At 70.8% G+C, this 22,031-nt stretch carries 18 protein-coding genes; 10 read left to right on the top strand and 8 right to left on the bottom strand.

The window, feature by feature from the left end:
* Positions 1-56: 56 nt before the first annotated feature.
* From M4D54_RS03710 to M4D54_RS03690, 5 genes are all read right to left on the bottom strand, one after another.
* Positions 57-1,331 carry an ABC transporter permease gene (locus tag M4D54_RS03710; RefSeq protein WP_259890321.1) on the bottom strand — a complete coding sequence of 425 codons (1,275 nt, stop codon included), beginning with the start codon at positions 1,329-1,331 and terminating at the stop codon, positions 57-59.
* Positions 1,331-2,551, bottom strand: coding sequence for an ABC transporter ATP-binding protein (locus M4D54_RS03705; protein WP_311199671.1), 1,221 nt, complete (start codon positions 2,549-2,551; stop codon positions 1,331-1,333). The genes M4D54_RS03710 and M4D54_RS03705 overlap by 1 nt, the downstream gene beginning before the upstream one ends.
* 243 nt (positions 2,552-2,794) lie before the next feature.
* The gene (locus M4D54_RS03700; protein WP_193866689.1) at positions 2,795-4,162 is read right to left on the bottom strand and encodes a sugar ABC transporter substrate-binding protein; all 1,368 of its coding nucleotides are present in this window, start codon (positions 4,160-4,162) and stop codon (positions 2,795-2,797) included.
* Positions 4,163-4,803: 641 nt separating this feature from the next.
* A complete protein-coding gene (locus M4D54_RS03695; RefSeq protein ID WP_193866720.1) occupies positions 4,804-5,634 on the bottom strand; it encodes a carbohydrate ABC transporter permease in 831 nt (276 codons plus the stop codon).
* 261 nt (positions 5,635-5,895) lie between these two features.
* A complete protein-coding gene (locus M4D54_RS03690) occupies positions 5,896-6,759 on the bottom strand; it encodes a carbohydrate ABC transporter permease (RefSeq protein ID WP_228020037.1) in 864 nt (287 codons plus the stop codon).
* 315 nt (positions 6,760-7,074) lie between these two features.
* Between M4D54_RS03690 and M4D54_RS03685 the strand changes: the two genes are divergently transcribed.
* From M4D54_RS03685 to M4D54_RS03640, 10 genes are all read left to right on the top strand, one after another.
* Positions 7,075-8,574 carry an aspartate kinase gene (locus M4D54_RS03685; protein ID WP_259890319.1) on the top strand — a complete coding sequence of 500 codons (1,500 nt, stop codon included), beginning with the start codon at positions 7,075-7,077 and terminating at the stop codon, positions 8,572-8,574.
* A complete protein-coding gene (locus tag M4D54_RS03680) occupies positions 8,571-9,797 on the top strand; it encodes an aspartate-semialdehyde dehydrogenase (protein ID WP_259890318.1) in 1,227 nt (408 codons plus the stop codon). Before M4D54_RS03685 ends, M4D54_RS03680 begins: the two co-directional genes overlap by 4 nt.
* On the top strand, positions 9,794-10,615 hold the full coding sequence (locus M4D54_RS03675; RefSeq protein ID WP_259890317.1) for a TetR/AcrR family transcriptional regulator: 822 nt from the start codon (positions 9,794-9,796) through the stop codon (positions 10,613-10,615). Before M4D54_RS03680 ends, M4D54_RS03675 begins: the two co-directional genes overlap by 4 nt.
* 92 nt (positions 10,616-10,707) lie before the next feature.
* The gene (locus tag M4D54_RS03670) at positions 10,708-11,073 is read left to right on the top strand and encodes a PRC-barrel domain-containing protein (RefSeq protein ID WP_259890316.1); all 366 of its coding nucleotides are present in this window, start codon (positions 10,708-10,710) and stop codon (positions 11,071-11,073) included.
* Entirely contained in the window at positions 11,070-12,389 is a 1,320-nt protein-coding gene (locus M4D54_RS03665; RefSeq protein ID WP_259890315.1) for a glycosyltransferase family 4 protein, read from the top strand. Before M4D54_RS03670 ends, M4D54_RS03665 begins: the two co-directional genes overlap by 4 nt.
* A 12-nt stretch (positions 12,390-12,401) precedes the next feature.
* Positions 12,402-13,295: a glucose-1-phosphate thymidylyltransferase RfbA gene (rfbA, locus tag M4D54_RS03660; RefSeq protein ID WP_259890314.1), complete on the top strand. Its 894-nt coding sequence runs from the start codon at positions 12,402-12,404 to the stop codon at positions 13,293-13,295.
* A 227-nt stretch (positions 13,296-13,522) separates the two neighbouring features.
* Positions 13,523-14,527: a dTDP-glucose 4,6-dehydratase gene (rfbB, locus tag M4D54_RS03655; protein WP_259890312.1), complete on the top strand. Its 1,005-nt coding sequence runs from the start codon at positions 13,523-13,525 to the stop codon at positions 14,525-14,527.
* An 11-nt stretch (positions 14,528-14,538) separates the two neighbouring features.
* Complete coding sequence (locus M4D54_RS03650; RefSeq protein ID WP_259890311.1) at positions 14,539-15,963, top strand: bifunctional dTDP-4-dehydrorhamnose 3,5-epimerase family protein/NAD(P)-dependent oxidoreductase; 1,425 nt, start codon at positions 14,539-14,541, stop codon at positions 15,961-15,963.
* A 139-nt stretch (positions 15,964-16,102) separates the two neighbouring features.
* On the top strand, positions 16,103-17,395 hold the full coding sequence (locus tag M4D54_RS03645) for a Fic family protein (protein ID WP_259890310.1): 1,293 nt from the start codon (positions 16,103-16,105) through the stop codon (positions 17,393-17,395).
* An 87-nt stretch (positions 17,396-17,482) separates the two neighbouring features.
* The gene (locus M4D54_RS03640) at positions 17,483-18,946 is read left to right on the top strand and encodes an APC family permease (protein WP_259890309.1); all 1,464 of its coding nucleotides are present in this window, start codon (positions 17,483-17,485) and stop codon (positions 18,944-18,946) included.
* Positions 18,947-19,042: 96 nt separating this feature from the next.
* Here the strand turns inward: M4D54_RS03640 and M4D54_RS03635 are convergent, their stop codons facing one another.
* From M4D54_RS03635 to M4D54_RS03625, 3 genes are all read right to left on the bottom strand, one after another.
* Positions 19,043-19,468, bottom strand: a complete 426-nt coding sequence (locus M4D54_RS03635) for an antitoxin (protein ID WP_259890308.1) — start codon at positions 19,466-19,468, stop codon at positions 19,043-19,045.
* Positions 19,465-19,926 (bottom strand): helix-turn-helix domain-containing protein, encoded by a 462-nt coding sequence (locus tag M4D54_RS03630; protein WP_259783537.1) that lies wholly within the window; start codon positions 19,924-19,926, stop codon positions 19,465-19,467. The genes M4D54_RS03635 and M4D54_RS03630 overlap by 4 nt, the downstream gene beginning before the upstream one ends.
* Positions 19,927-20,319: 393 nt before the next feature.
* Positions 20,320-21,969 carry a cell wall metabolism sensor histidine kinase WalK gene (locus M4D54_RS03625; RefSeq protein ID WP_259890307.1) on the bottom strand — a complete coding sequence of 550 codons (1,650 nt, stop codon included), beginning with the start codon at positions 21,967-21,969 and terminating at the stop codon, positions 20,320-20,322.
* Between the last annotated feature and the right edge of the window lie 62 nt (positions 21,970-22,031).

The following is a 22,031-nucleotide window of genomic DNA, read 5'->3' as shown; positions in this document are numbered from 1 at the left end:
GCGGGCCAGCCGTGCGACGGACGGCCGCAGGGTCGGCACGGTTCGTCGGCCCGGACTCAGGCGATCCGGATCCCCTTGCCGAGCATCCTGATCGGCACCGCCAGGCGCCACGTGGCCAGGGCCAGGGACGCGCCGCCCGCCAGGAACCAGCAGCCCAGCCCCAGGGGCCAGATCGGCCGGTTGGCGGGACTGCCCAGCTCCGACGGGTACCCCTCGGCGTCCAGTGAGCAGTTGTTGAAGTTGCTGGGATGCAGGGGCTGGGTGGCATGCCGCAGGCCCAGCTGCATCAGCTGCAGCAGGTCCCACGACTCCTCGGCGGCCGACATGGTCGACGGCGGCATGGGCGGGGCCACGTCGGCCAGCAGCAGCACGGGGTTGGGCCAGATCAGCGGCTGGGAGATGTCCAGGCGCACCACGGTGCGCTCGTCGAGCTCGCGCACGCAGCGCGCCTGGCTCCAGGAGTCGTCCGTGCCGTCGCTGAAGTCGTAGTCGTCGTAGTAGACGGTGACCTCGCGCTCCTCCTGCAGGAACGCCGCTGAGGAGCCCCACATGATCGGCCCCACCACGGTCACCCCGAACACCGCCACGTAGGCCAGCACCACCGAGCCGAGCTGCCGGGCGGTGATGGCCGAGAGCCCCAGGCCCACCGCGGTCACGCACAGGGCCAGCGCGGAGATCACCAGCAGCACCCGCAGCAGGTACAGCGGGCCTACCCCGCCCAGCAGGGCCGTGGGCAGCACCGACGGCAGCGCCAGCAACAGGAAGGCCAGGCCCGTCAGCCACCCGGCCAGCAGCTTGCCCAGCACGATCTCCAGAGGGGAGACCAGGCTGGACTGCAGCGTGGCCAGGGTGCCAGCGCTGCGGTCACCGTTGATGGACCCGGCCGACATCGCCGGCAGCACCAGCAGCATCGCGAACAGCACCAGCAGCATCTGCAGGCTGAACACCACTCGGGAGGTCTCGCGGAAGGCGACGTACCCGGTGAACATGGCCGTCGGCGCCAGGATCACCAGGCCGAGCAGCAGCAGCGCCACCGTCCACAGGCCCAGCGCCACGTACCAGCGGCGCGAGCGGATGCGCTGACGCAGCTCGAGGGAGGTCACCAGGCCCAGTCCGCGCAGGCGCAGTGCGAGCGCCCCGTTGGCGAAGGGCGCGCTCGCGGGGCCTTGCGAGGGCGCGGGGCCGGACGAGGGTGCGGGGCCGGTCGAGGGCGCGGGGCCGGCAGAGGGCGCGGGGCCGGTCGAGGGCGCGGGGCCTGTCGAGGGCGTGGGGCCGGCAGAGGGTGCAGGGGCCTGCGTGCTCGGGCCCTGCGGCGGAGGGGGAGTGCTCATCACAGGGCTCCTTGTCGCTGAGCTGCGGCGGAGGAGAGGTACGCCGCTTCGAGCCTGCCGGTCGCCGGCCCGAAGGAGACGATGCGGGCGCCCTGGGCGGTCAGGTCCGCCAGCAGTCGGGCTGCGGTCGCCTCGTCGGGCAGCCGGAAGGTGGCCTCCGCATGCCCGCTGGCCGTGCTGTCCGGTGGGGCGACGCCGCTGTGCTGCACCCCCACGGCCTCGAGAGCCCGCATCAGGGCGTCGTGGTCCAACGACCCCACCTTCCAGGTGCGGGGCCGGGCGGCGAGGGCGCGGATGCTGCTGGCGTCCACCACGCGGCCGGCGTCCATGAACACGACGTGGTCGGCCATCTCCTCCAGCTCGGAGAGGATGTGGCTGGAGACCAGCACGGTGGTGCCGTCGGAGGCGGTCTGCCGCACCACTCGCAGCAGGCGTCGGCGCGAGGCCGGATCCAGGCCCGAGGCGGGCTCGTCCAGGATCAGCACCTGCGGGGAGTGCACCATGGCGCGAGCCAGGCCCAGGCGCTGCTTCTGCCCGCGGGAGAGCACGTGCGCCGGCTGCTGCGCGAGGGTCTGCAGGTCCATGAGGTCCAGCAGCTCCATCGCCCGGGTGGAGACCTGCCGTGAGGGCAGGAAGTAGGCCCGACCCATCACCTCCAGCACCTCGGCCACGCGCAGGGAGTCCCACGCCCCGAACTGGTCGGGCATCCAGCCCACGGCGCGGCGCACCGCGGGGGAGTCCTTCGTGGGGTCGATGCCTCCGATCAGCACCCGACCGGAGTCGGGTGCCAGCAGAGAGGCCAGCATCAGCATCAGCGTGGACTTCCCGCATCCGTTGGGGCCGACGAGCGCTGTGACCGCGCCGCGCGGTGCCTCGAAGCTGAGGTCCAGCACCGCCTGCACACTGCCGAAGGCCCGGCTCACGTGCTCGGCGCGGATGCCGGGCCCGTCGGTCGCGTGGGGTGAGGCGGCGACGGCGTGGGGTGAGGCGGCGACGGCGTGGTCGCGAGGCCGAGGTGGGGGCGCCCCCCAGGCCGGTTCGCCCGGGCCGTGCTCCGGGCCGCCTTCCGGTGCCGCCCCGCTGGCGCCGCCGTACCCGTCCGTGTCGCCGTAGTCGTAGCTGGGGTGGACCGTGTGGCCGGGCTCGCGGCCTTCCTGGTGCCCGTCAGCGGCCTGTCCCTCGCGTCCCGTGCCCCCGGGCGGCGGTGTGGTCTGCATCATGCGCTGAGCCTGCCATGCCCCGGGACGTGACGGGGGCGGGACTCGGGCACATTACGGGAACGATTCGTGCAGGGTCAGTGGAGGGGCCACCGGAGGCACTGAGAGCGGGACGCACCTCAGAACCACTGTGTGGTTCTCAGATGCGCCCCGCTTTCAGGGCCCCGACACCGACAACGGGCGTCCAGTGCCCGGCGCGCAGCACGTCGGCTCCGCAGCGCCCAGCTCACCGGGAGGCTGCTCGCCTCACACCTGCATGGCGGCGTTGCCCTCTTCCTGCGCCTGGGGGATGCCCTCGGAGGCGGGCAGGCGGCCGATGAAGACCTCCTGGAAGATCGGGATGGCGGCGGTCAGGCCGGCATTGGCGCGAGCGCCGGTATCGGCCTCCGCAGGGTTCTTCGCCGCCTCCACGAACACGCTCACGTCCACCCCCTTCTCGTCCCAGAAGGAGATGAACGCGTCCTGCGCCTCCTTGTGGCCGGGGAAGGCCACGCCCTGCTCGGCCAGGGGGCGCTGCCCGTCCGCGCTGCCCAGCCACTCCAGCAGCGCCTTGATGCCCTCCTGCTTGTCCTCGGGGGCCTTCGCATTGCCCACCGCGACCACGCCGTGCACCAGCGACTTCGCACCCTCGGGCCCGGCCACCGGCGGGGCGATCGCCCACTCGAAGCTGTCGGCCACGCCATCGAAGATGTTGCCCAGGTTGTAGGGGCCGGACTGGAACAGCCCCAGCTTCCCCTGCGTGAACAGGTCGCGACTGAAGTCGCCGTTCTCGTTGGTGTCCGCCGCGCTCGGTGCCACCTGATCCACATTCACCAGGTCCGCCATGTACTGGAAGGCCGCGATGCCTTCCTCGGAGGCGAAGACGTACGCATCGTCCTGCTGCCACTGGGCGCCGTTGGAGGCCAGGAACGGGCCGATGATCGCCTGCCGGTCGGCCTGCGAGTTGAAGCCGAACTGAGCGCGGCCATCGGCATCGAAGCCGTCCTCGCCGGGATGGCGACCCTCACCGTCCAGCGTGAGCTTGGTGGCCGCCTCGCGCAGCGAGTCGGTCTCGGCCGACGGATCGAACTCCAGGGCCGACGGGTCCACGCCCGCCTCGTCCACCAGCTGCTTGTTGTAGAACAGCGCGATCGAGTCCCACAGCTGCGGCACACCCCACAGGCCGCCGTCGCGGGAGTAGAGCTCCACGACGCTGTCCTCCCACTGGTCAGCGGCGTCGGGCAGCACCTCGTTGATGTCCAGCAGGTCGCCGGAGTCCTTATACAGCACGTAGTTGGCGGAGTTCATCCAGTACACGTCGGCTGCATCACCGCTGGCCACGTCCAGGGGCAGGCGTGTCCAGTAGTCACCCCAGGCGACCAGGTCGATGTTGACCTGCCAGCCGGACTGCTCGGTGAAGGCGGCGAAGGACTCCTCATAGGCGGGCTGGGCGAGCTCGTCCCACAGGCGGAACGTCAGGGTGCCGTTGCTGCCCCCGCCGCCGTCGCTGCCACCGTTGCCCCCGCTGTTGCCACCACCGGATCCGCCGTCCTGGGCGGAGGGGGAGCAGGCGACCGCCGCACCGGCGAGACCGGCGGCGGTGAGGGAGGCGAGCATTGTGCGGCGGTTCAGCATGGCGGATCCTTCCGTTCTGCCCCCGGTGCGTCCCGGCTGATCCGGGGTGAGGGGAGCGGGCTGGTGGGTTCATTATGGCGATAACCGCAGGGGGTATGGGGGAGGGAGACCGGATCGTGACGTGGGGTGGGCTGGCTGGGGCGGGCTGGCCGGGGCGAGCCAGCTGGGCTGGGCTGGCTGGGCTAACCGGGGCGGGCTTGCTGGGCTGGGCTGGGGTGGGCTTGCTGGGCTGGCTGGGCTGGGCGGGTGCTGACGAAGCACGGGACGCCAGTGAGGCACCGACTGCATTTCAGCCCTGAAATCGGCAATTCCGTCCCATCGCCAGCGAATCGGACATAGCGGGCTGGCTGGGGGCGGCTGGGGCGGGCTGGTCGGGGCTAGCCAGCTGGGGCGGGCCAGCTGGGCTGCGCGGGTGCTGACGAAGCACGGGACGCCCGTGAGGCACCGGCTGCATTTCAGCCCCGAAATCGGCGATTCCGTCCCGTCGCCAGCGAATCGGACATAGCGGGTTAGCTGGGGCAGGCTGGTCGGGGCTGGTCGGGGCTGGTCGGGGCTGGTCGGGGCTGGTCGGGGCTGGTCGGCGGGCCGGCCGGGGCGGACTAGCTGGGGCGGGCTGGGCTGGCTGGGCCGGGTAGCCCGGTTCAGCGCAGCGTGGTCTCGCCCACCGAGCGGGTGATCTGCTTCTGGAACACGACCATCAGGATCACCAGCGGCAGCATCGCCAGGGTGGTCCCGGCCATCACCAGGGTCCAGTTGTTGTTGTACTGCGACTGCAGGGCGGAGGTGGCAACCGTGATCACGCGCCAAGTGGGGCCGGAGGTGATCACCATCGGCCACATGAAGTTGTTCCAGTGGGTGACCACGGTGATCAGCACCAGGGTCACGATGATCGGCCGGTTCAGCGGCACCACCAGGTTCCACAGCAGACGACCGGTGCCGGCGCCGTCGATCCGCATGGCGTCCATCAGCTCCGAGGGCACCGAGCGGAAGTTCTCCCGCAGCAGGAAGATGGCGTACGGCGAGCCCAGCACGAACGGCAGCACCAGCGCCCAGAAGGTGTCGCGCAACCCCATCTCGCTCATCATCAGGTACAGCGGCACCACCACCACGACCTGCGGCACCATCAGGGTGGCCACGTACACCCAGAACAGCATGTCCCGGCCCGGGAAGCGCACGTGGGCGAAGGCGTACGCGGCCAGCACGGAGAACACCATCTGCCCGGCCAGGATCACCGCCACCATCTGCACCGTCACCGCCACCGGGGTCACGAAGCCCTCGGGATCGGTGAACAACCGAACGAAGTTCTCCAGCACCGGTGGGTCCGGCACCGCCAGTGGGCCCTGCTGGGCGAACTGCTGGCGCGAGGTGAAGGCGGTCATCACTGAGACCAGGAACGGGGCCAGGGTGAGCAACGCGGCCACCAGCAGCACCGCATAGGTGGCGAGGTGGTGCAGGAGGCGCCGGCCGTGCAGGCCGCGTGCGCTGCGCTGGCCCCCTGCGCTGCGCTGGGCGTGGGCGCTGTGCTGGGCGGGGCCGTGGGCGCTGTGCTGGGCGGGGCCGTGGGCGCTGCGCTGGCCGCGCTGGGCGCGGCCGCGTGAGCCGCGCTGGGCGTGGGCGCTGCGCTGGCCGCCTGCGCTGCTGCGGTCGTGCGCACTGCCGTCCGCGTGCGCACTGCCGCCGTTGCTCTGCGGAGCGCCGTCGGTGTTCGCTGTCGTCATCGTCCCTGCCTCCTCTCAGCTCATGTCGTAGGTGATGCGGCGGGAGAAGTACCGCTGCTGGACCAGGGTGATGATCACCAGGATCACGAACAGGATCACCGCCACGGCGCTGGCGCGGCCCAGGCGGGAGGCCACGAAGGCCTCGTTGTAGATCAGGGTGGCGATCACTTCGGTGCGGTGCTGGGGGCCTCCGCCGGTGAGGGCGTACACCATGTCGAACACCTGAAAGCTGGCCACCACCTGGGTGATGGCCAGGAAGAACGTGGTGGGGCGCAGCAGGGGGATGGTCATGTGCCGCATCTGCTGCCATGACCCGGCGCCGTCCAGGGTGGCCGCCTCGTAGATCGAGGTGGGGATCTTGCCCAGCCCCGCCTGGAAGAACAGCGAGATGTACCCGACGTTCTGCCAGATCGCCACGAAGGCCACCGCCGGCAGGGCCAGCTGCGGGTCGGTGAGCCACTCGATCCGCACGCCCAGGATCTGGTTCAGCGCACCCACCGACGGCTGGAAGATCCACTTCCACACCACGCCAAGGGCCAGGGGTGCGCACACCCAGGGGATCACCACGATCACCCGCACGATCGCCGAGCCGGGCAGGGCCCGCACCAGTTGGGTGGCCAGCAGCAGCCCCACCGCCAGCGACACCGGCACCGAGATCAGCGTGAAGATGGCGGTGACCAGCAGGGAGTTGGTGAGTGCGCCGCCGGTGACCAGGCTCGTGTAGTTCTCCAGTCCCACGAACTGGCGGGTGCCCAGCAGGTCCCAGCGGAACAGCGAGATCACGAAGGCCAGCACCACCGGCAGGATCAGGAAGGCGCTCACGCCGATCAGGCTCGGGGCGATCAGCAGCCAGCCGATCAGCGGTCGCCGAGCGTTCATCATGCCCCTCCGTCGCGGTGTGCGTGGGTGCCTGGCAGCAGCCCCAGGTACCGGCTCAACCTATAGCCCGGGTACCGGCTCAACCTATAGCAGGCCTGCCCGGCCCCTCGACCGACACCTGTGCATCACCGGTGGTCGGGCCGGGGATCGCGCACGGCGACATCCGCGTTCATCCGCGCGAACACGGCGCACACGAGCGCCCTGTGGATCCTAGAATGATCACCGGTGCCACCCTGGCCAGGGGATCCCTGACCCCTCACAGCCCTTCCAGCCCGGTCGGCCCCGCATCGTCCCCGCAACCCGAGGAGTCGCCCCATGAGCCTGGTGGTCCAGAAGTTCGGCGGGTCGTCCGTGGCCGACGCGGCGTCCGTCAAGCGCGTGGCGGACAGGATCGCGCTGTACGCCCGGACCGGTCACCAGGTGGTCGTGGTGGTCTCCGCGATGGGGGACACCACCGATGAGCTGCTGGACCTCGCCGCCCAGATCACCCCCACGCCCCCGCCGCGCGAGCTGGACATGCTGCTGACGGCGGGGGAGCGGATCTCGATGGCGGTGCTGTCGATGGCGCTGAACGCGCTGGAGGTCAAGGCGCGCGCCTACACCGGCTCCCAGGCCGGGCTGATCACCGACAGCGTCCACGGCAGGGCCCTGATCCAGAAGGTCACCCCCGGTCGCATCCGCGACGCGATCGACGACGGCGCCGTCGCGATCGTGGCCGGCTTCCAGGGCGTCTCCCAGCTCAGCAAGGAGATCACCACCCTGGGCCGGGGCGGCTCGGACACCACCGCGGTGGCGCTGGCGGCGGCGCTGGGGGCCGACGTCTGCGAGATCTACTCCGACGTGGACGGCGTGTTCACCGCCGATCCGCGCATCGTGCCCTCGGCCCGTCGGGTGCCGCTGATCTCCTGCGAGGAGATGCTGGACCTGGCCGCCAACGGCGCCAAGATCCTGATGGTGCGCAGTGTGGAGTACGCGCGGCGCTACGGGGTGCCGCTGCACGTGCGCAGCTCGTACTCCGGCCTGCCCGGGACCATCGTCACCGACGACCTGCAGCGGGAGATCCCGATCGATCCGGGCGTCGTCAGGCGTGCCGTGGAGCTGGCCGTTGCGCCCGCGACCAGCACGGACGCCACATTCCCGACCACTCGGTGGGACGCGGCGGGCACTCGGGGTGCCGACGCCGATACGGTGCGCATCGACGCCTCTGAGCCATCCGACCCCTCGGATCCCGCCGCCCCTGCCCGCCCCACCGTCCCCACCCAGGAGGTTCCCGTGGACGAGTCCGCTGTCCCCGGTCTGGAGGCCCCGATCATCTCGGGCGTCGCGCATGATCGCAGCCAGGGCAAGATCACCGTCGTGGAGGTGCCGGACATCCCCGGCAGGGCCGCGCTGCTGTTCGACGTGGTCGCCTCCGCCGGTGCGAACATCGACATGATCGTGCAGAACACCTCCACCACCGATGACACCGTGGCAATCTCCCTGACCCTCCCGGAGGCCGACGCCCCGGCCGCGATCGCGGCGATCGAGGCAGCCCATGAGGCCATCGGCTACACCGAGGTGCGCTACGACGAGCAGATCGGCAAGGTGTCGGTGGTGGGAGCGGGCATGAAGTCTTCCCCGGGCGTCTCGGCCACCCTGTTCCGCTCCCTGGGCGAGGCCGGCATCAACATCGACATGATCTCCACCTCGGAGATCCGCATCTCCGTGGTCACCGACCAGTCCCGCCTGGACGACGCGGTGCGCGTGATCCACACGGCCTTCGGCCTGGACACCGAGCAGACCGAGGCCGTGGTGTACGGGGGGACGGGCCGATGACCGCGCAGGATCCGCGCAGCGCCGCCCCTGGCGCAGCCGCGCCCGACACGTCCGACATCCCCGCCACGCCGGACTCCGCTGCGATCCCCGACTTCACTGCGACTGCTGACGTGACTGCAACTCCCGACTCCCCTGCCGCCCCCGACTTCACGGGGACTCCCGGCTACGCGCCCGACGGGCCCGTGATCGCCGTGGTCGGCGCCACCGGCCAGGTGGGCCGCGTGATGCTCGCCCTGCTGGCCGAGCGCGCCGTCCCGCACTCCGCGATCCGTGCCTTCGCCTCCGCTCGCAGCGCTGGCTCCACGGTGCAGTACGCGGGCCTGGAGCTGCCGGTGGAGGATGCCGCCGCGGCGGATCTGGCCGCGAACGGCGGGGTGGACATCGCGATCTTCTCCGCCGGGGGCTCCACCTCGAAGGCGCTCGCGCCCCGCTTCGTGGAGGCCGGTGCTGTGGTGGTGGACAACTCCTCCGCCTGGCGGCGCGACGACCAGGTGCCGTTGGTGGTGGCCGAGGTCAACCCCGAGGCCATCCACGAGCGGCCCCGGGGGATCATCGCCAACCCCAACTGCACCACCATGGCCGCCATGCCCACCCTGAAGGCGCTGCACGAGGAGGCGGGCCTTTCCCGTCTCACCATCGCCACCTACCAGGCCGTCTCCGGCTCCGGCGTGAAGGGCGTGGCCGAGCTGGCCGCCCAGCTGCGCGCCGGGGCGGATCGCATGGAGCAGCTGGCCACCGACGGCAGCGCCGTCGAGCTGGGCGAGCCCGAGGTGTACGTCGCCCCGATCGCCTTCAACGTGCTGGCGATGGCCGGCTCCCTGGTGGAGGACGGCTCCGGGGAGACCGACGAGGAGCAGAAGCTGCGCCACGAGTCCCGCAAGATCCTGGGCCTGCCGGAGCTGCCGGTGGCCGGGACCTGTGTGCGGGTGCCCGTGATGACGGGGCACGCCGTGGCGGTGCACGCCGAGTTCGAACGGCCCCTGGATGCTGAGCGCGCCCGCGCTGTGCTCGAGCAGGCCGAGGGTGTGACCGTCACCGACCTGCCCACCCCGCTGGACGCCGCCGGTCGCGACGGCACCTTCGTGGGCCGCATCCGTCAGGACCAGTCAGTTCCCGACGGTCGCGGTCTGGTGCTGTTCGCCGTGGCCGACAATCTGCGCAAGGGTGCAGCTCTCAACGCCATCCAGATCACCGAACTGCTCGCGCGGAAGGACCACCGATGACGATGTCCGAGCTCAGCCCGCTGGCCAACGGCCGCCCGGGCCCTACCCCGCTGGCCGCCTTCCTCTCGGACCGCGCGGGGGAGGAGGTCATCGACCCCGCCCCGCAGCCGGTCGGGGACTACGACCCCATCTCGCGGGCGCTGCGAGCGCTCAGCCAGGGCATCACCGAGCCTGCGGAACAGCCCGAGGAGATCCGCAACGTCCACACCCCGGTGCAGACCGCCGGCCCCACCACCCCGCAGGCCCCCAGCCGTCGGGAGGAGATCCTTGACGGCGCCGCGGCGCTGTTCGCCGAGCGCGGTTATCACGGGTCCAGCCTGCGGGACATCTCGCGCCGCGTGGGCATCTCCCACCCGGGCATGCTGCACCACTTCGCCTCCAAGGACGTGCTGCTGGGGTCGGTGATCGACCGCCTGGAGGCCCACGCCAAGGGACTGCTGGACTCGGTCGAGGAGCTCTCCGGCAGCCCGGCCGCGCTGGATGCCGCCCTGGCCGGGCCCTGGGATCCCACCCAGCACCTCATGGGCCTGCTGTCCACGCTGGCTGCGGAGATCGTCAACCCCGAGCACCCGGGCCGTTTCCGCATCGCGCGGCTGCGCCTGGTGCACGAGCACATCCTGGAGTCGGTGCTCACCGCCTACCAGGAGGCCGGCCGCCTGGCGCCCGACGCCGACCCCGCCTTCGTCGCCCGGTCGACCTTCTCCCTGCTGCTGAGTCTGGCGGTGAGGGAGCAGTCGGTGAGCCCGCTGCAGCCCTCGGTCACCACCGATCCGGTGGAGGATGTGCGCCGACTGGTGCACCATTACCTGAAGGGCTGAGCACAGCCCGGCCGGTCGCGGCGCGGTCGCCGCTGCCGGCGCAGGCATGGGGGGTCCGTCGTGGCCGCGCCCGTCGAGGAGGTCGACCGCCGGTGACCCGCAGCACCCCCGCGCCCGAGCACGTCCAGGAGCTGTCGGGCGCATCGGTGCGCGGCAGCGATGGCGAGCACGTGGGCCGGGTGCGGGACATCTACCTCACCGATGCCACCGGGGAGCTGGCCGCCATCACCGTGACCATCGGCCGCCTGCGGGGCCGCGCCGTGCTGCTGCCCGCTGTCGCCATCGCTCCCGGTTCCCTCGCCGAGCTGTTCAGCACGCCCTCCCAGCACATCACCCTGGTGGTGGATGCGGCCGCCGCCCGCGCGGGGGACCCGCCGCCGCCCACCGCGCACGCCGATCCGCAGACCCTGCGGCGAGCAGCCCGCGCCCTGGGCATCGAGGAGGCGCCCCGGGCATGAGGATCCTGCTGATCACGCACTACTACGCGCCCGAGTTCGGTGCACCGCAGCGGCGCTGGTCCGCCCTGATCCAGCGGTTCGTCGATGCCGGGCACCAGGTCACCGTGGCCGCCCCGGTTCCGCACTACCCGGGTGGCAGGCCCACCCCGCAGCAGCGCCGCGCCCACCGCGTGGGGGCCGTCGAGCGCGGAGACCACGGGGAGACCGTGCTGCGCACCGCGTACCTGCCCCACCGCTCCGACATCGGCACCCGCACCGCCGACCACGCCGTGGCCGCGGCAGACTCGCTGCGCCGGCTGCTGTGCCGCTTCGCCCGCACCTCCACTCGGCCCGACGTGGTGATCGCCACCGCCCCCGCCGTCCCCAGCCTGCTGGTGGGCAGGATGCTGGCGCTGCGCTGGCGGGTGCCGCTGGTGGCCGAGATGCGCGATGCCTGGCCGGACCTGGTCACCCACGTCGGCCCCGCCGGTGCGGTGCCCGTGAAGCTCGCCCCCCACACGCGCCCGGACCCGCTGCGGCGGGCAGTGGGGCTGGCGATCGGCCGGGCCAAGGGAGCGGTGCACCATGCGGTGACCAGCTGGCAGCAGGGCGCGCAGGTGGTGGTGACCACCACCGCTCGCTTCGCCGAGGTGCTGCGCGAGCGCGGCATCGACGACCCCCGGGTGGTGCGCAACGGCACGGACCTGGCCGGGGTGCGCGCCCAGCTCGATCACCCGCGCGGGCACCACCGCGAGCTGCGCTGCCTGTACCTGGGCAACATGGGCCGCTCCCAGGGCCTGGAGACCGTGGTGCGGGCCGCCGCCCGGCTGCGGGCCCGGGGCGTGCCGGTGCAGGTGCGGATGATCGGGCACGGCGTGGAGGCTCCCGCGCTCGCGGCCCTCGCCCATGAGCTGGGCGCGCCGGTGCAGGTGCTGTCCCGGATCCCGCACACCGAGGTCCAGGAGCAGTACGCGTGGGCGGACACCGTGGTGGTGTCCCTGCGCGACTGGGAGCCCTTCGCGTGGACCGTGCCCTCCAAGCTGTACGAGCTGCTGGCCACCCGGCGCCACATCACCGCCCTGCTGGACGGGGAGGCCGCCGACGTGGTGCGCGAGGCCGGCGCGGGGGATGTGCTGGCCCCGCAGGACGAGGACGCCCTGGTGACGCTGTGGTCCCGCCTCGCGGCTGACCGCTCCCTGGCGGCCGGGAGGGACAGCGGCCGGGACTGGGTGGCCGCCCACGCCGATGACGACGTGCTCGCTGCGCGGTATCTGGGGATCCTGGAGCAGGTGGTGGCGGCAGGTCGGGGTGCTTCCGGCGCACCTGCCCGACCCTGACATACTGGCGCCATGCGTGGAATCATCTTGGCGGGCGGCACCGGCTCGCGACTGCACCCCCTGACCATCGGCGTCTCCAAGCAGCTGATGCCGGTGTACGACAAGCCGATGATCTACTACCCGCTGAGTACCCTGATGCTCGCCGGGATCCGCGACATCCTGATCATCACCACCCCGGAGGATCAAGCCGCGTTCCAGCGGGTCCTCGGTGACGGATCCCGTTTCGGCGTGAACCTTCAGTACGTGGTGCAGCCCTCCCCGGACGGCCTCGCCCAGGCCTTCGTGCTGGGCAAGGACTTCCTGGACGGCGGCCCGGCGGCTCTCGTGCTGGGCGACAACCTGTTCTACGGGCAGGGCATGGGCACCCAGCTGCGCCGCTACCGTGAGCTCGACGGAGCCGCCGTGTTCGGCTACTGGGTGAAGGACCCCACCGCCTACGGCGTGGTGGAGATCGACGACACCGGCCGTGCCCTCTCCCTGGAGGAGAAGCCTGCCCGGCCCCGCTCCAACCTCGCCGTGCCCGGCCTGTACTTCTACGACGACACCGTGGTCTCCCGGGCCGAGGCCCTCACCCCCTCCGCCCGGGGCGAGCTGGAGATCACCGACCTCAACCGCAGCTACCTCGAGGAGGGCACCCTGCAGGTCGAGGTGCTCACCCGCGGCACCGCGTGGCTGGACACCGGCACCTTCGATGACCTCGCCGCTGCTGGGGACTTCATCCGCACCGTGCAGCACCGCCAGGGCCTGTCCATCGGGGCGCCTGAGGAGGTGGCCTGGCGCATGGGCTACCTGAGCGATCAGGAACTGCGCGAGCGCGCGGAGCCGCTGGTGAAGTCCGGGTACGGGCGGTACCTGCTGGACGTGCTCGAGCGGGAACTGGCCGACCGCTCCGGGAACGCGGGCTGAGGCGGAAGCGCGGAATCAGGGGGCGGCAGCGACGCGAGCGGGCGTGAATCGCGGCTGCAGGGCACTGAAACGACAGCTGCGCTCCGCTGGCGGACTGCGCCCCGCTGGCGGACTGCGCCCCGCTGGCGGACTGCGCCCCGCCGCGAGCGCACGTCCCGTGCTTGCGCCGCCCTGCGCGGCAGGCGGTGCCACAATGGCAGAAAAGCACCCTCGCGCTAGGAGTCCCCGTGGCCTCTCGTCACCTGCTCGTCACCGGTGGAGCCGGCTTCATCGGCTCCAACTTCGTCCACCACGTGCTGTCCCACACCGATGACACCGTGACCGTGCTGGATGCGCTCACCTACGCCGGCAACCGGGCCTCCCTGGAGGGCCTGCCGGAGGAGCGGATGCGCCTGGTGGTGGGGGACATCGCCGACGCGGCGACCGTGGACCCGCTGGTCGCCCAGGCCGATGCGGTGGTGCACTACGCCGCCGAGTCCCACAACGACAACTCGCTGGCCGACCCCTCCCCGTTCCTGCACACCAACCTGATCGGCACGTACACGCTGCTGGAGGCGGTCCGCAGGCACGGCACCCGCTTCCACCACATCTCCACCGACGAGGTCTACGGGGACCTGGAACTCGATGACCCGCAGCGGTTCACCGAGACCACCGCCTACAACCCCTCCAGCCCGTACTCGGCCACCAAGGCCGGCAGCGACCTGCTGGTGCGCGCGTGGGTGCGCTCTTTCGGGGTGCAGGCCACCCTCTCCAACTGCTCGAACAACTACGGGCCCCGCCAGCACGTGGAGAAGTTCATCCCCCGCCAGATCACCAACCTGATCGACGGGATCCGCCCCCGCCTGTACGGGGCGGGCACCAACGTGCGCGACTGGATCCACGCCGATGACCACTCCTCCGCGGTGCTGGCGATCCTGGAGCGCGGGCAGATCGGGGAGACCTACCTGATCGGCGCCGACGGCGAGAAGAACAACAAGGAGGTCGTGGAGCTGCTGCTGCAGATCATGGGCCGCGACGCGGGCGACTACGACCATGTGGCCGATCGCCCCGGCCACGACCTGCGCTACGCGATCGACTCCACCCGTCTGCGCGAGGAGCTGGGCTGGAAGCCCGCCTACGGCGACTTCGAGCAGGGCCTGGCCGCCACCGTGGACTGGTACCGGGCCAACGAGGCCTGGTGGCGCCCCCAGAAGGAGGCCACCGAGGCCAAGTACGCCGCGACCGGCCAGTGAGGGGGCACGAGATGACCACCAAGCCGCTCGCCGTCCATTCCACCCCCATCCCCGGACTGCTGGTGATCGACCTGCCTGTGCACGGCGATCAGCGCGGCTGGTTCAAGGAGAACTGGCAGCGCCAGAAGATGGTGGCCGCCGGGCTGCCGGACTTCGGCCCCGTGCAGAACAACATCTCCTTCAACCAGGCCGTGGGCGTCACCCGCGGCATCCACGCCGAGCCGTGGGACAAGTACATCTCCGTGGCCACCGGCCGCGTGTTCGGCGCCTGGGTGGATCTGCGCGAGGGGCCGACGTTCGGGGCCACCTACCACCACGAGATCACCCCCGATACGGCGATCTTCGTGCCGCGCGGGGTGGGCAATGCCTTCCAGACCCTCGAGGCGCCCGCCGCGTACACCTACCTGGTCAGCGCGCACTGGTCCGAAGCCGCACAGGCCCAGTACACCTTCCTGAACCTGGCCGATGAGACCGCCGCGATCCCCTGGCCCATCCCCCTGGAGCAGGCGGAGCTGTCCGAGAAGGACAAGGCCCACCCCCGACTTTCGGAGGTGACGCCGGTGCCGCCGCGCCGCACCCTGGTGGTGGGCGCTGGCGGCCAGCTGGGCCGCGCGCTCGCCGAGCGCTGGCAGGGCCGGGCCGACGTCGACGCCGTGGATCGCAACGAGCTCGACATCGCCGACGCCGCGAGCGTGGCGGCCTTCGACTTCTCCCCGTATGCCGTGATCGTCAACGCCGCCGCGCACACCGCAGTCGATGCCGCGGAGACCCCCGAGGGCAGGCGCGAGGCCTGGGCGGTGAACGTCACCGGTGTGGGCCGCCTGGTGGAGGCGGCCCGGCGGGAGCGGGCCACGTTGGTGCACGTCTCCAGCGACTACGTGTTCGACGGTGAGCGCGAGCTGCACGACGAGGCCGAACCGCTCAGTCCGCTCGGCGTATACGGGCAGACCAAGGCCGCAGGTGACCAGCTGGTCGCCACCGTGCCGGATCACTACATCGTGCGCACCAGCTGGGTGATCGGCGAGGGCACGAACTTCGTACGGACGATGGCGCAGCTGGCCGAGCGGGGGATCGACCCGACTGTGGTGGACGACCAGATCGGCCGCCTCACCTTCACCAGTGATCTCGCCGCCGCGATCGACCACCTGCTCACGCAGCGGCCGCAGCCCGGGGTGTACAACCTCAGCGGGGGAGGGGAGTCGCTGAGCTGGGCCCACATCGCCGCAGAGGTGTTCGCCCTGACCGGTCACGACCGCGCACGGGTGCACCCGGTGAGCACCGGCGCGTACTACGCCGCCCAGGGCAAGGCCGAGGGCGACGGCACCGTGGCGCCCCGGCCGCGCAACTCCACGCTGGACCTGGCGAAGATCGAGGCCGCCGGCTTCGAGGTGCGGGACCACAGGCAGGTGCTGGGGGAGTACCTGCAGCGGGGGTGAGGGCGAGCACCATGTGGGGCGCCGTTGCCTGGGAGAAGTCAGGAACAGGTAGCGGTTAACCGGGCGGGCGGCGCCCCGAGATGTAAGGATAAGAGTTATCCGAACATCATCGAGGTGTCAGCGGCCGGGTGAGGACTACATGAACGCGTGGGAAGAACAGGAATGGCAGTCGTCCGCGGTGTCGGGGTTGCCACGGCGCGACCGGCGCTCCGGGCCGTTCCTCGCGTATGTTCCCGACACTCTCGTCCAGGCTCCTCTCGTGCTGGGTCGGGAGGCCGAACATCTGCTCGCCACGGCGGAGTCGAAGGTCAGGTCGTTGACCGGCCTTAGCGATGACCTCCCGGCGATCTCCAGGTTCCTGCTGCGCTCCGAGGCGATCGCTTCATCGCGGATCGAGGGGATCGCGCCGTCGGCGCGGCAGGTGGCGCTCGCCGAACTCGGCCAGAGTGAGACCGTTCAGGGTGTCAGCGCACCGGCACAGATGGTCGCCAACAACATGACACTGGTTCGTGAGGCGACCACACGCCTGGTCGGCGCGCCGCTGGTGACCGTGGAGAGCATCATCGACCTGCACCGGAGCCTGCTGCGCGATGAACCCCACCATCACGGGATCAGGGACGTCCAGAACTGGATCGGTGGATCCGACTGGCATCCACTCGACGCGGATTTCGTCCCGCCTCCTGCGGTCCGTGTGGAACCGGCGATGCAGGACCTCGTGGACTACATGAACGGTGCCTCGCACGCACCTATCGTGCAGGCCGCACTCGTCCACGCCCAGTTCGAGACGATCCACCCCTTCACCGACGGGAACGGACGGGTTGGTCGAGCTCTGATCCACTCGGTTCTCACCCGGCGAGGTCTCACCCCTGACTCGGTGCTCCCCGTGAGCCTCGTGCTCTCGACGCTGCGTGACAGGTACGTCGATCATCTTCAGCAGTTCCGTGACGTCGAGGGCCGGGGGAGCGGGGGCAGTGGTCGTGAGCGATGGATCAGCTTCTTCGCGGAGGTGACCCTTCTGGCGAGCGAACAGGCCGTCACGCTGTCCGGAGAGCTGTCGGAGATCCGGGAGGAGTGGGAGCAGCGCTTGACGGCGTCGCGCCAGCGGCGGGGGAGTCAACGAGCACTTCGCAGTGATTCCGCCACAGCGTTGATCCTGGCGGACATGGTGGGTACACCCGTCCTCACCGTCGATACGGCGCAGAGGATCCACGGGGTGTCCAGGGTTGCTGCACTTCGTGCGCTTGATGAGCTGCATGAGGCTGAGATCCTTACTCGACGGTCGATCGGTTCCGGTCGTCACGCGTATGTGTCGGGCGAGGTCCTGGATCTGATCACGTGGGCTGAAAGACGATTGGCGAGCACGAAGTTCGACACCCGGAAGTCGCCTCCGCACCCGGGGGTTCCTGCTCCACCTCAGCGCCCTCCCCTGTGAACAGCGGCGGAGGTGTCGGTCTCCGGCCAGGCCGAACGCCGGTAGTGTGTGTCCCCAGTCACGCCCCCGGATTACTGGAGCCTCTTCATGTCCGCATCGGACAGCCCCGCGCCCGCCCCGGCCGACGCCACCGCGCACGCCGAGACCCGCAAGCTCGAGAGGACCATGAAGCCCGCGTGGGTGTTCGCGATCGCGCTGGGCTCTGCCGTGGGCTGGGGTGCATTCATCCTGCCGGTGGAGTGGCTCGCCGACGGCGGCACCGCCGGTGCCCTGATCGGCTTCGCGATCGGCACGGTGCTGATGGCGATCATCGCCGTCTCCTACGGTCTGGTGATCCGGGCGCTGCCCGTCACCGGTGGGGAGCTCTCCTTCACGCTGCACGCCTTCGGGAGGTACGCCTCCTTCGTGGTGGGCTGGTTCCTGGCTCTGGCGTACGCGTGCATCATCGCGCTGAACGCCTCGGCGATGACCCTGGTGTTCCGCCAGCTGTTCCCCTCGGTCATGGAGCGCGGCTACCTGTACACGATCGCCGGCTGGGACATCCACGCCCCGGAGGTGGTGGTGGCCCTGGCCGCGATGATCATCGCCGGTGCGCTCAACGCCAGTGGCGCGGCGCTGTCGGGACGATTCCAGTTCTACGCCTGCGTGATCATGATGGCGGCGGTGGCCATCATCCTGGTATGGACCGCGGTGCTGTACCTCCAGAACCCCGTGCCGCTGTATCGGGGCTTCCCCGCGGAGGTGTCCCCGCTCGCGGCGATCGCGGTCATGGTGGCGTTCGCGCCGTGGGCGTTCGTGGGCTTCGACAACGTGCCCCAGGCGGCCGGTGAGTTCAACTTCTCCCCGAAGAAGGCGATGGGCCTGATCGTGGCTGCGATCTTCGCCTCCGGCGCCATCTACCTCACGATGATCCTGGTGACCTCGGTGGCGGCCTCCCACGCCGGCGGCAGCGTCGACGGTTCCGTGTGGGCCACGGCCGATGCGATCACCGCGATGCTGGGCCCGGTGGGCCGCGCACTGGTGGTGATCGCCGTGTTCATGGGCGTGATCACCGGGTTGAACGGGTTCACCGTCTCGGCCAGCCGGATCCTGATGACGATGGGCAGGGCCCGGATGCTGCCGCCCGTGCTGGGGCGGGTCAGCCACCGCTTCGGCACCCCGGTGGTGGCGGTGACCGCAGCGATCCTGATCGCCTCTCCGTCCCCGTTCTTCGGCCGCTCGGCGCTGCTGTGGATCGTGGACATGACCTCCGTGGGCGTCACCGTGGCCTACTTCGTCACCTGCCTGGTGGCGTTCAAGATCGCCGAGGAAGACGGCTGGTCGCCGGGAAAGACCAAGCTGGCGAAGGTGATCGCCATCGTGGGGGCGGTGCTGTCGGTGGGCTTCCTGCTGCTGCTGATCGTGCCCGGCTCCCCGGGCGCCCTGGCCACCGAGCCGCTGATCGCCCTGGCCGCCTGGGTGGTGCTGGGCATTGTGTTCTTCGTGCTGCGCAAGCCCACGGTGGACGAGATGCCGGAGGAGCAGCTGGAGCAGGTGATCCTCGAGGGGTGAGCCGGTGAGCTGGCTTGCTGAGGCCCGCCCCTCACGGTTTTGCCCGCTGTGCTTCCAGTGCTGGAAGCACAGCGGACAATTCGGTGAGTTGCGCCGTCAGGGAGCCGACTCGACTTCAGTGCGGAGACGCGCGATGACGCCCGGCAGGTACTCCGTGGTGGTCTGCCAGAAGAGGTCGGCGTCCATCGCCCGGTAGCCGCTGTGTGCCGCGATGTTCCGGGTCGTGATGATCCCCCGGCGCTCGTCGTCCGCCACTGCGGTGAGGAATGGTGCGAAGCGGCTCGGCTCCTCGAACAGCGCGGCGAGTCGGATGACGGCCACTGTCGCCCGGTCATAACTGTCCGAGCCCTCAAAGAAGGCCGGGCGCCCCTGCTCGATGACATCGTCGAGGCGGACCTGGATGCGGTCGAGCTCGACCAGCAGCGCCTCCGCGGGCGAGGGCGCACCGGGGGCTTCGCACTCGGCGCGGCCCTGGATCCGCCACCGGTCCCGCGCCGACGGGGAATCGTCTGCCGAGCTCACAGCGGCACCGCCGTCTCCCGGAGGTGCTCGGGCGTCTCCACCCCGTCGATCACCACGTCGACAGGGAAGCCGAGCAGGTCGGACGCGTCGGCGACGAAGAGCGCATAGTCCAGGGGGTCGGAGTCAGGGTCCCGGGACACCAGGAGATCGACATCAGACTGGTGATGGTCCGATCCTCGGGCGACGGAGCCGAAGACTCTGACGTGGTGGAGTCCCCGCCGCGCGGCGAGGGCCAGCAGCTCGTCCCGATGAGCGGCCAGAGCGAGGGAGGGGCGGTAGTCCGCCGCGGCGAGCAATCGGGCGAGCATCTCGGCGGAGACCGCTCGACGCCCGGATTCGATGCCCGCGATGTGCGGCTGCTGGGCTCCGACCGCCTCGGCCAGAGCACGCTGCGTCATCCCGGCATCCTCGCGAGCGGCGCGGAGCACCCGGGGGGCATCCTGGAGCGGCACGGTCATGGCGCGAAGTATACCCGGGCTGGTATCTCTTTGCGCCGCCCCCCACCCCGAGTTTTTCCAGTCCCGGCAGGAAACCGCCGGGCGCGAGGACACCGGGAGGCCCCAGGGTTCTGCCCGCTGAGCTTCCGCATCAGGACGCTCAGGGGGCAGAACCTTCGGTGCGAGGGCTGAGGCATGGCGGGGCTGACGGCAGCGGCCGTGGGTGCGGGTCGCGTAGCGCACCTGCTCCGTGCCTCCGTGCCGGAAGTGCCACAGGGCCTTGCGCAGGGTCGAGAGCGGGGACGGCATGGGACCTCCGGGCCGGGGACGCGAACTCCCACATAGTAGGCGCAGACCCGCGCGCTGCCCTGCTCCTGGACGCAGCCCCACCTGCGAAGGACCGCGATGCCCGCCCTACTCCACCGCGAAGCGGATCCGGAAGGTCGAACCCTCCCCGGGCTGGGAGCGGACACTGATCTGCCCGTTGTGGGAGACGACGATCCGCCGCGTGAGCGAGAGGCCGATGCCGTGGCCGGGGATGTCGCTGTTGCGGGCGGTCTCGGTGCGGTAGAAGTCGGTGAACAGGTTGGTCTGCTCCTGCGCGGTCATGCCGATCCCGGTGTCGGTGACCCGCAGCTCTGCATGCCCCTCGATCATCCCGGTGGCGACCGTGACCGTTCCGCCGCGTCGCGTGTATTTCACGGCGTTGGAGAGCAGGTTGTCGACGGCCTGCTGCATGCGGGCGGTGTCCACCGGCATCTCCGGCGTGGGCTGCAGATTCGAGATGAGGGCGATCCCGGCCTCCTCGGCGCGCAGCGCGAAGGACTCCACGGAATGCTCGGCGATCTCGGAGAGCCGGCCCGGCCGCAGCACCAGCTTCTCCTTTCCGGAGCGGCTCACCTGATCCTGCAGCAGGTCCCCCACGATCACCAGCAGCTGCTCCGCGTTGCGATGCGCGACCTGCAGGTAGCTCGCGGTCTCCTTCGAGAGGTCCAGGTCGTCCTGGGCCAGTTCCAGGTAGCCGATCACCGATGTCAGCGGGGTGCGCAGCTCATGGGACACCGCGGCGACGAACTGCTCCTGCGAGCGGACCGTCTCGAGGTACGAGGTGACGTCGGAGAACACCACCACCGCGCCGGCCCGTTCGCCGCGCTGGTCCAGGATCTGCCGCGCCGAGACGGAGAAGGCGGCACTGCCCTCACCCGGCGGGCCCGTCGCGACCAGGTAGTTGGTGAAGGACTCCTGCAGCACCGCCCTGCGCACCGGGCGCTCGTCTGCCGGGATCGGCAGCGACGTCCCCGGGTAGCGCAGCAGCAGCTCCGCCTCGCCCGGGTCGTCGTTCCCTGGCGGGGTGGCGAGGGCGTGGATCCGCCGCTGCCGGGTGTTCATGAGGATGTCGTGGCCGTCCGCGTCGACGACGACGATGCCCACGTCCACGGTGTCCAGGATGCTCTGCAGCAGCTGAGCGGAGGCGTCGAGCTCGCCGATCATCGTCTCCCGCTTCGCGACGGTCTTCTGCAGCCGCTCGTTGCGCCGATCCAGCAGGCCCAGCGCCCCCTCGGTGAGCAGGCCGATCTGCAGCACCGTGAGGGGCATCAGCAGCGCGTGCGCCAGGATCATCGAGTCCAGTTCCCCGGCGCGCACCAGCGCGGGCACCGAGATCGCCACGGTGACCGCGAACAGCGAGATCAGTACGCCCGTGCGGCGCAGACGGGCGGACAGCCACATGACCGGGATCAGCGCCAGCAGCGAGACGGACATCGACACTTCTCGCGTCAGGTCCCGGATCAGGGCGACCCCCGCGATGTCCAACACCGGGATCAGCGCCGCCCAGGCCAGCGGGCGGCTGTCCCAGCGCCCCACGAGGGCCAGCACCGTCGTCACGGCGATCAGGCCCAGCGCCGCAAGGAACTGTGGATCCAGCACCATCTCCACGGCGGAGACGGCCACCATCAGGGTGTACCCGGCCACCAGCCCCGCGAAGTACAGCTGCTTCGACCCGGTGCCCGAGGTGGGCGCGAGGACCAGCGCCAAGCGCGTGGCGGCGGAGGGTCGATCGACCACGGAGTGCTCCTTTCTCAGAGCGCGGGGACTCGGGGAAGCGTCCGGACGGGCTCCTTATCGGA

It is taken from the genome of Brachybacterium sp. p3-SID1565 (assembly GCF_025143785.1).
In the GTDB taxonomy this organism is placed as follows: Bacteria; Actinomycetota; Actinomycetes; order Actinomycetales; family Dermabacteraceae; genus Brachybacterium; species Brachybacterium epidermidis.
The sequence above is the reverse complement of the archived record's forward strand: the minus strand, read 5'-3'. Positions and strand labels throughout refer to the sequence as shown.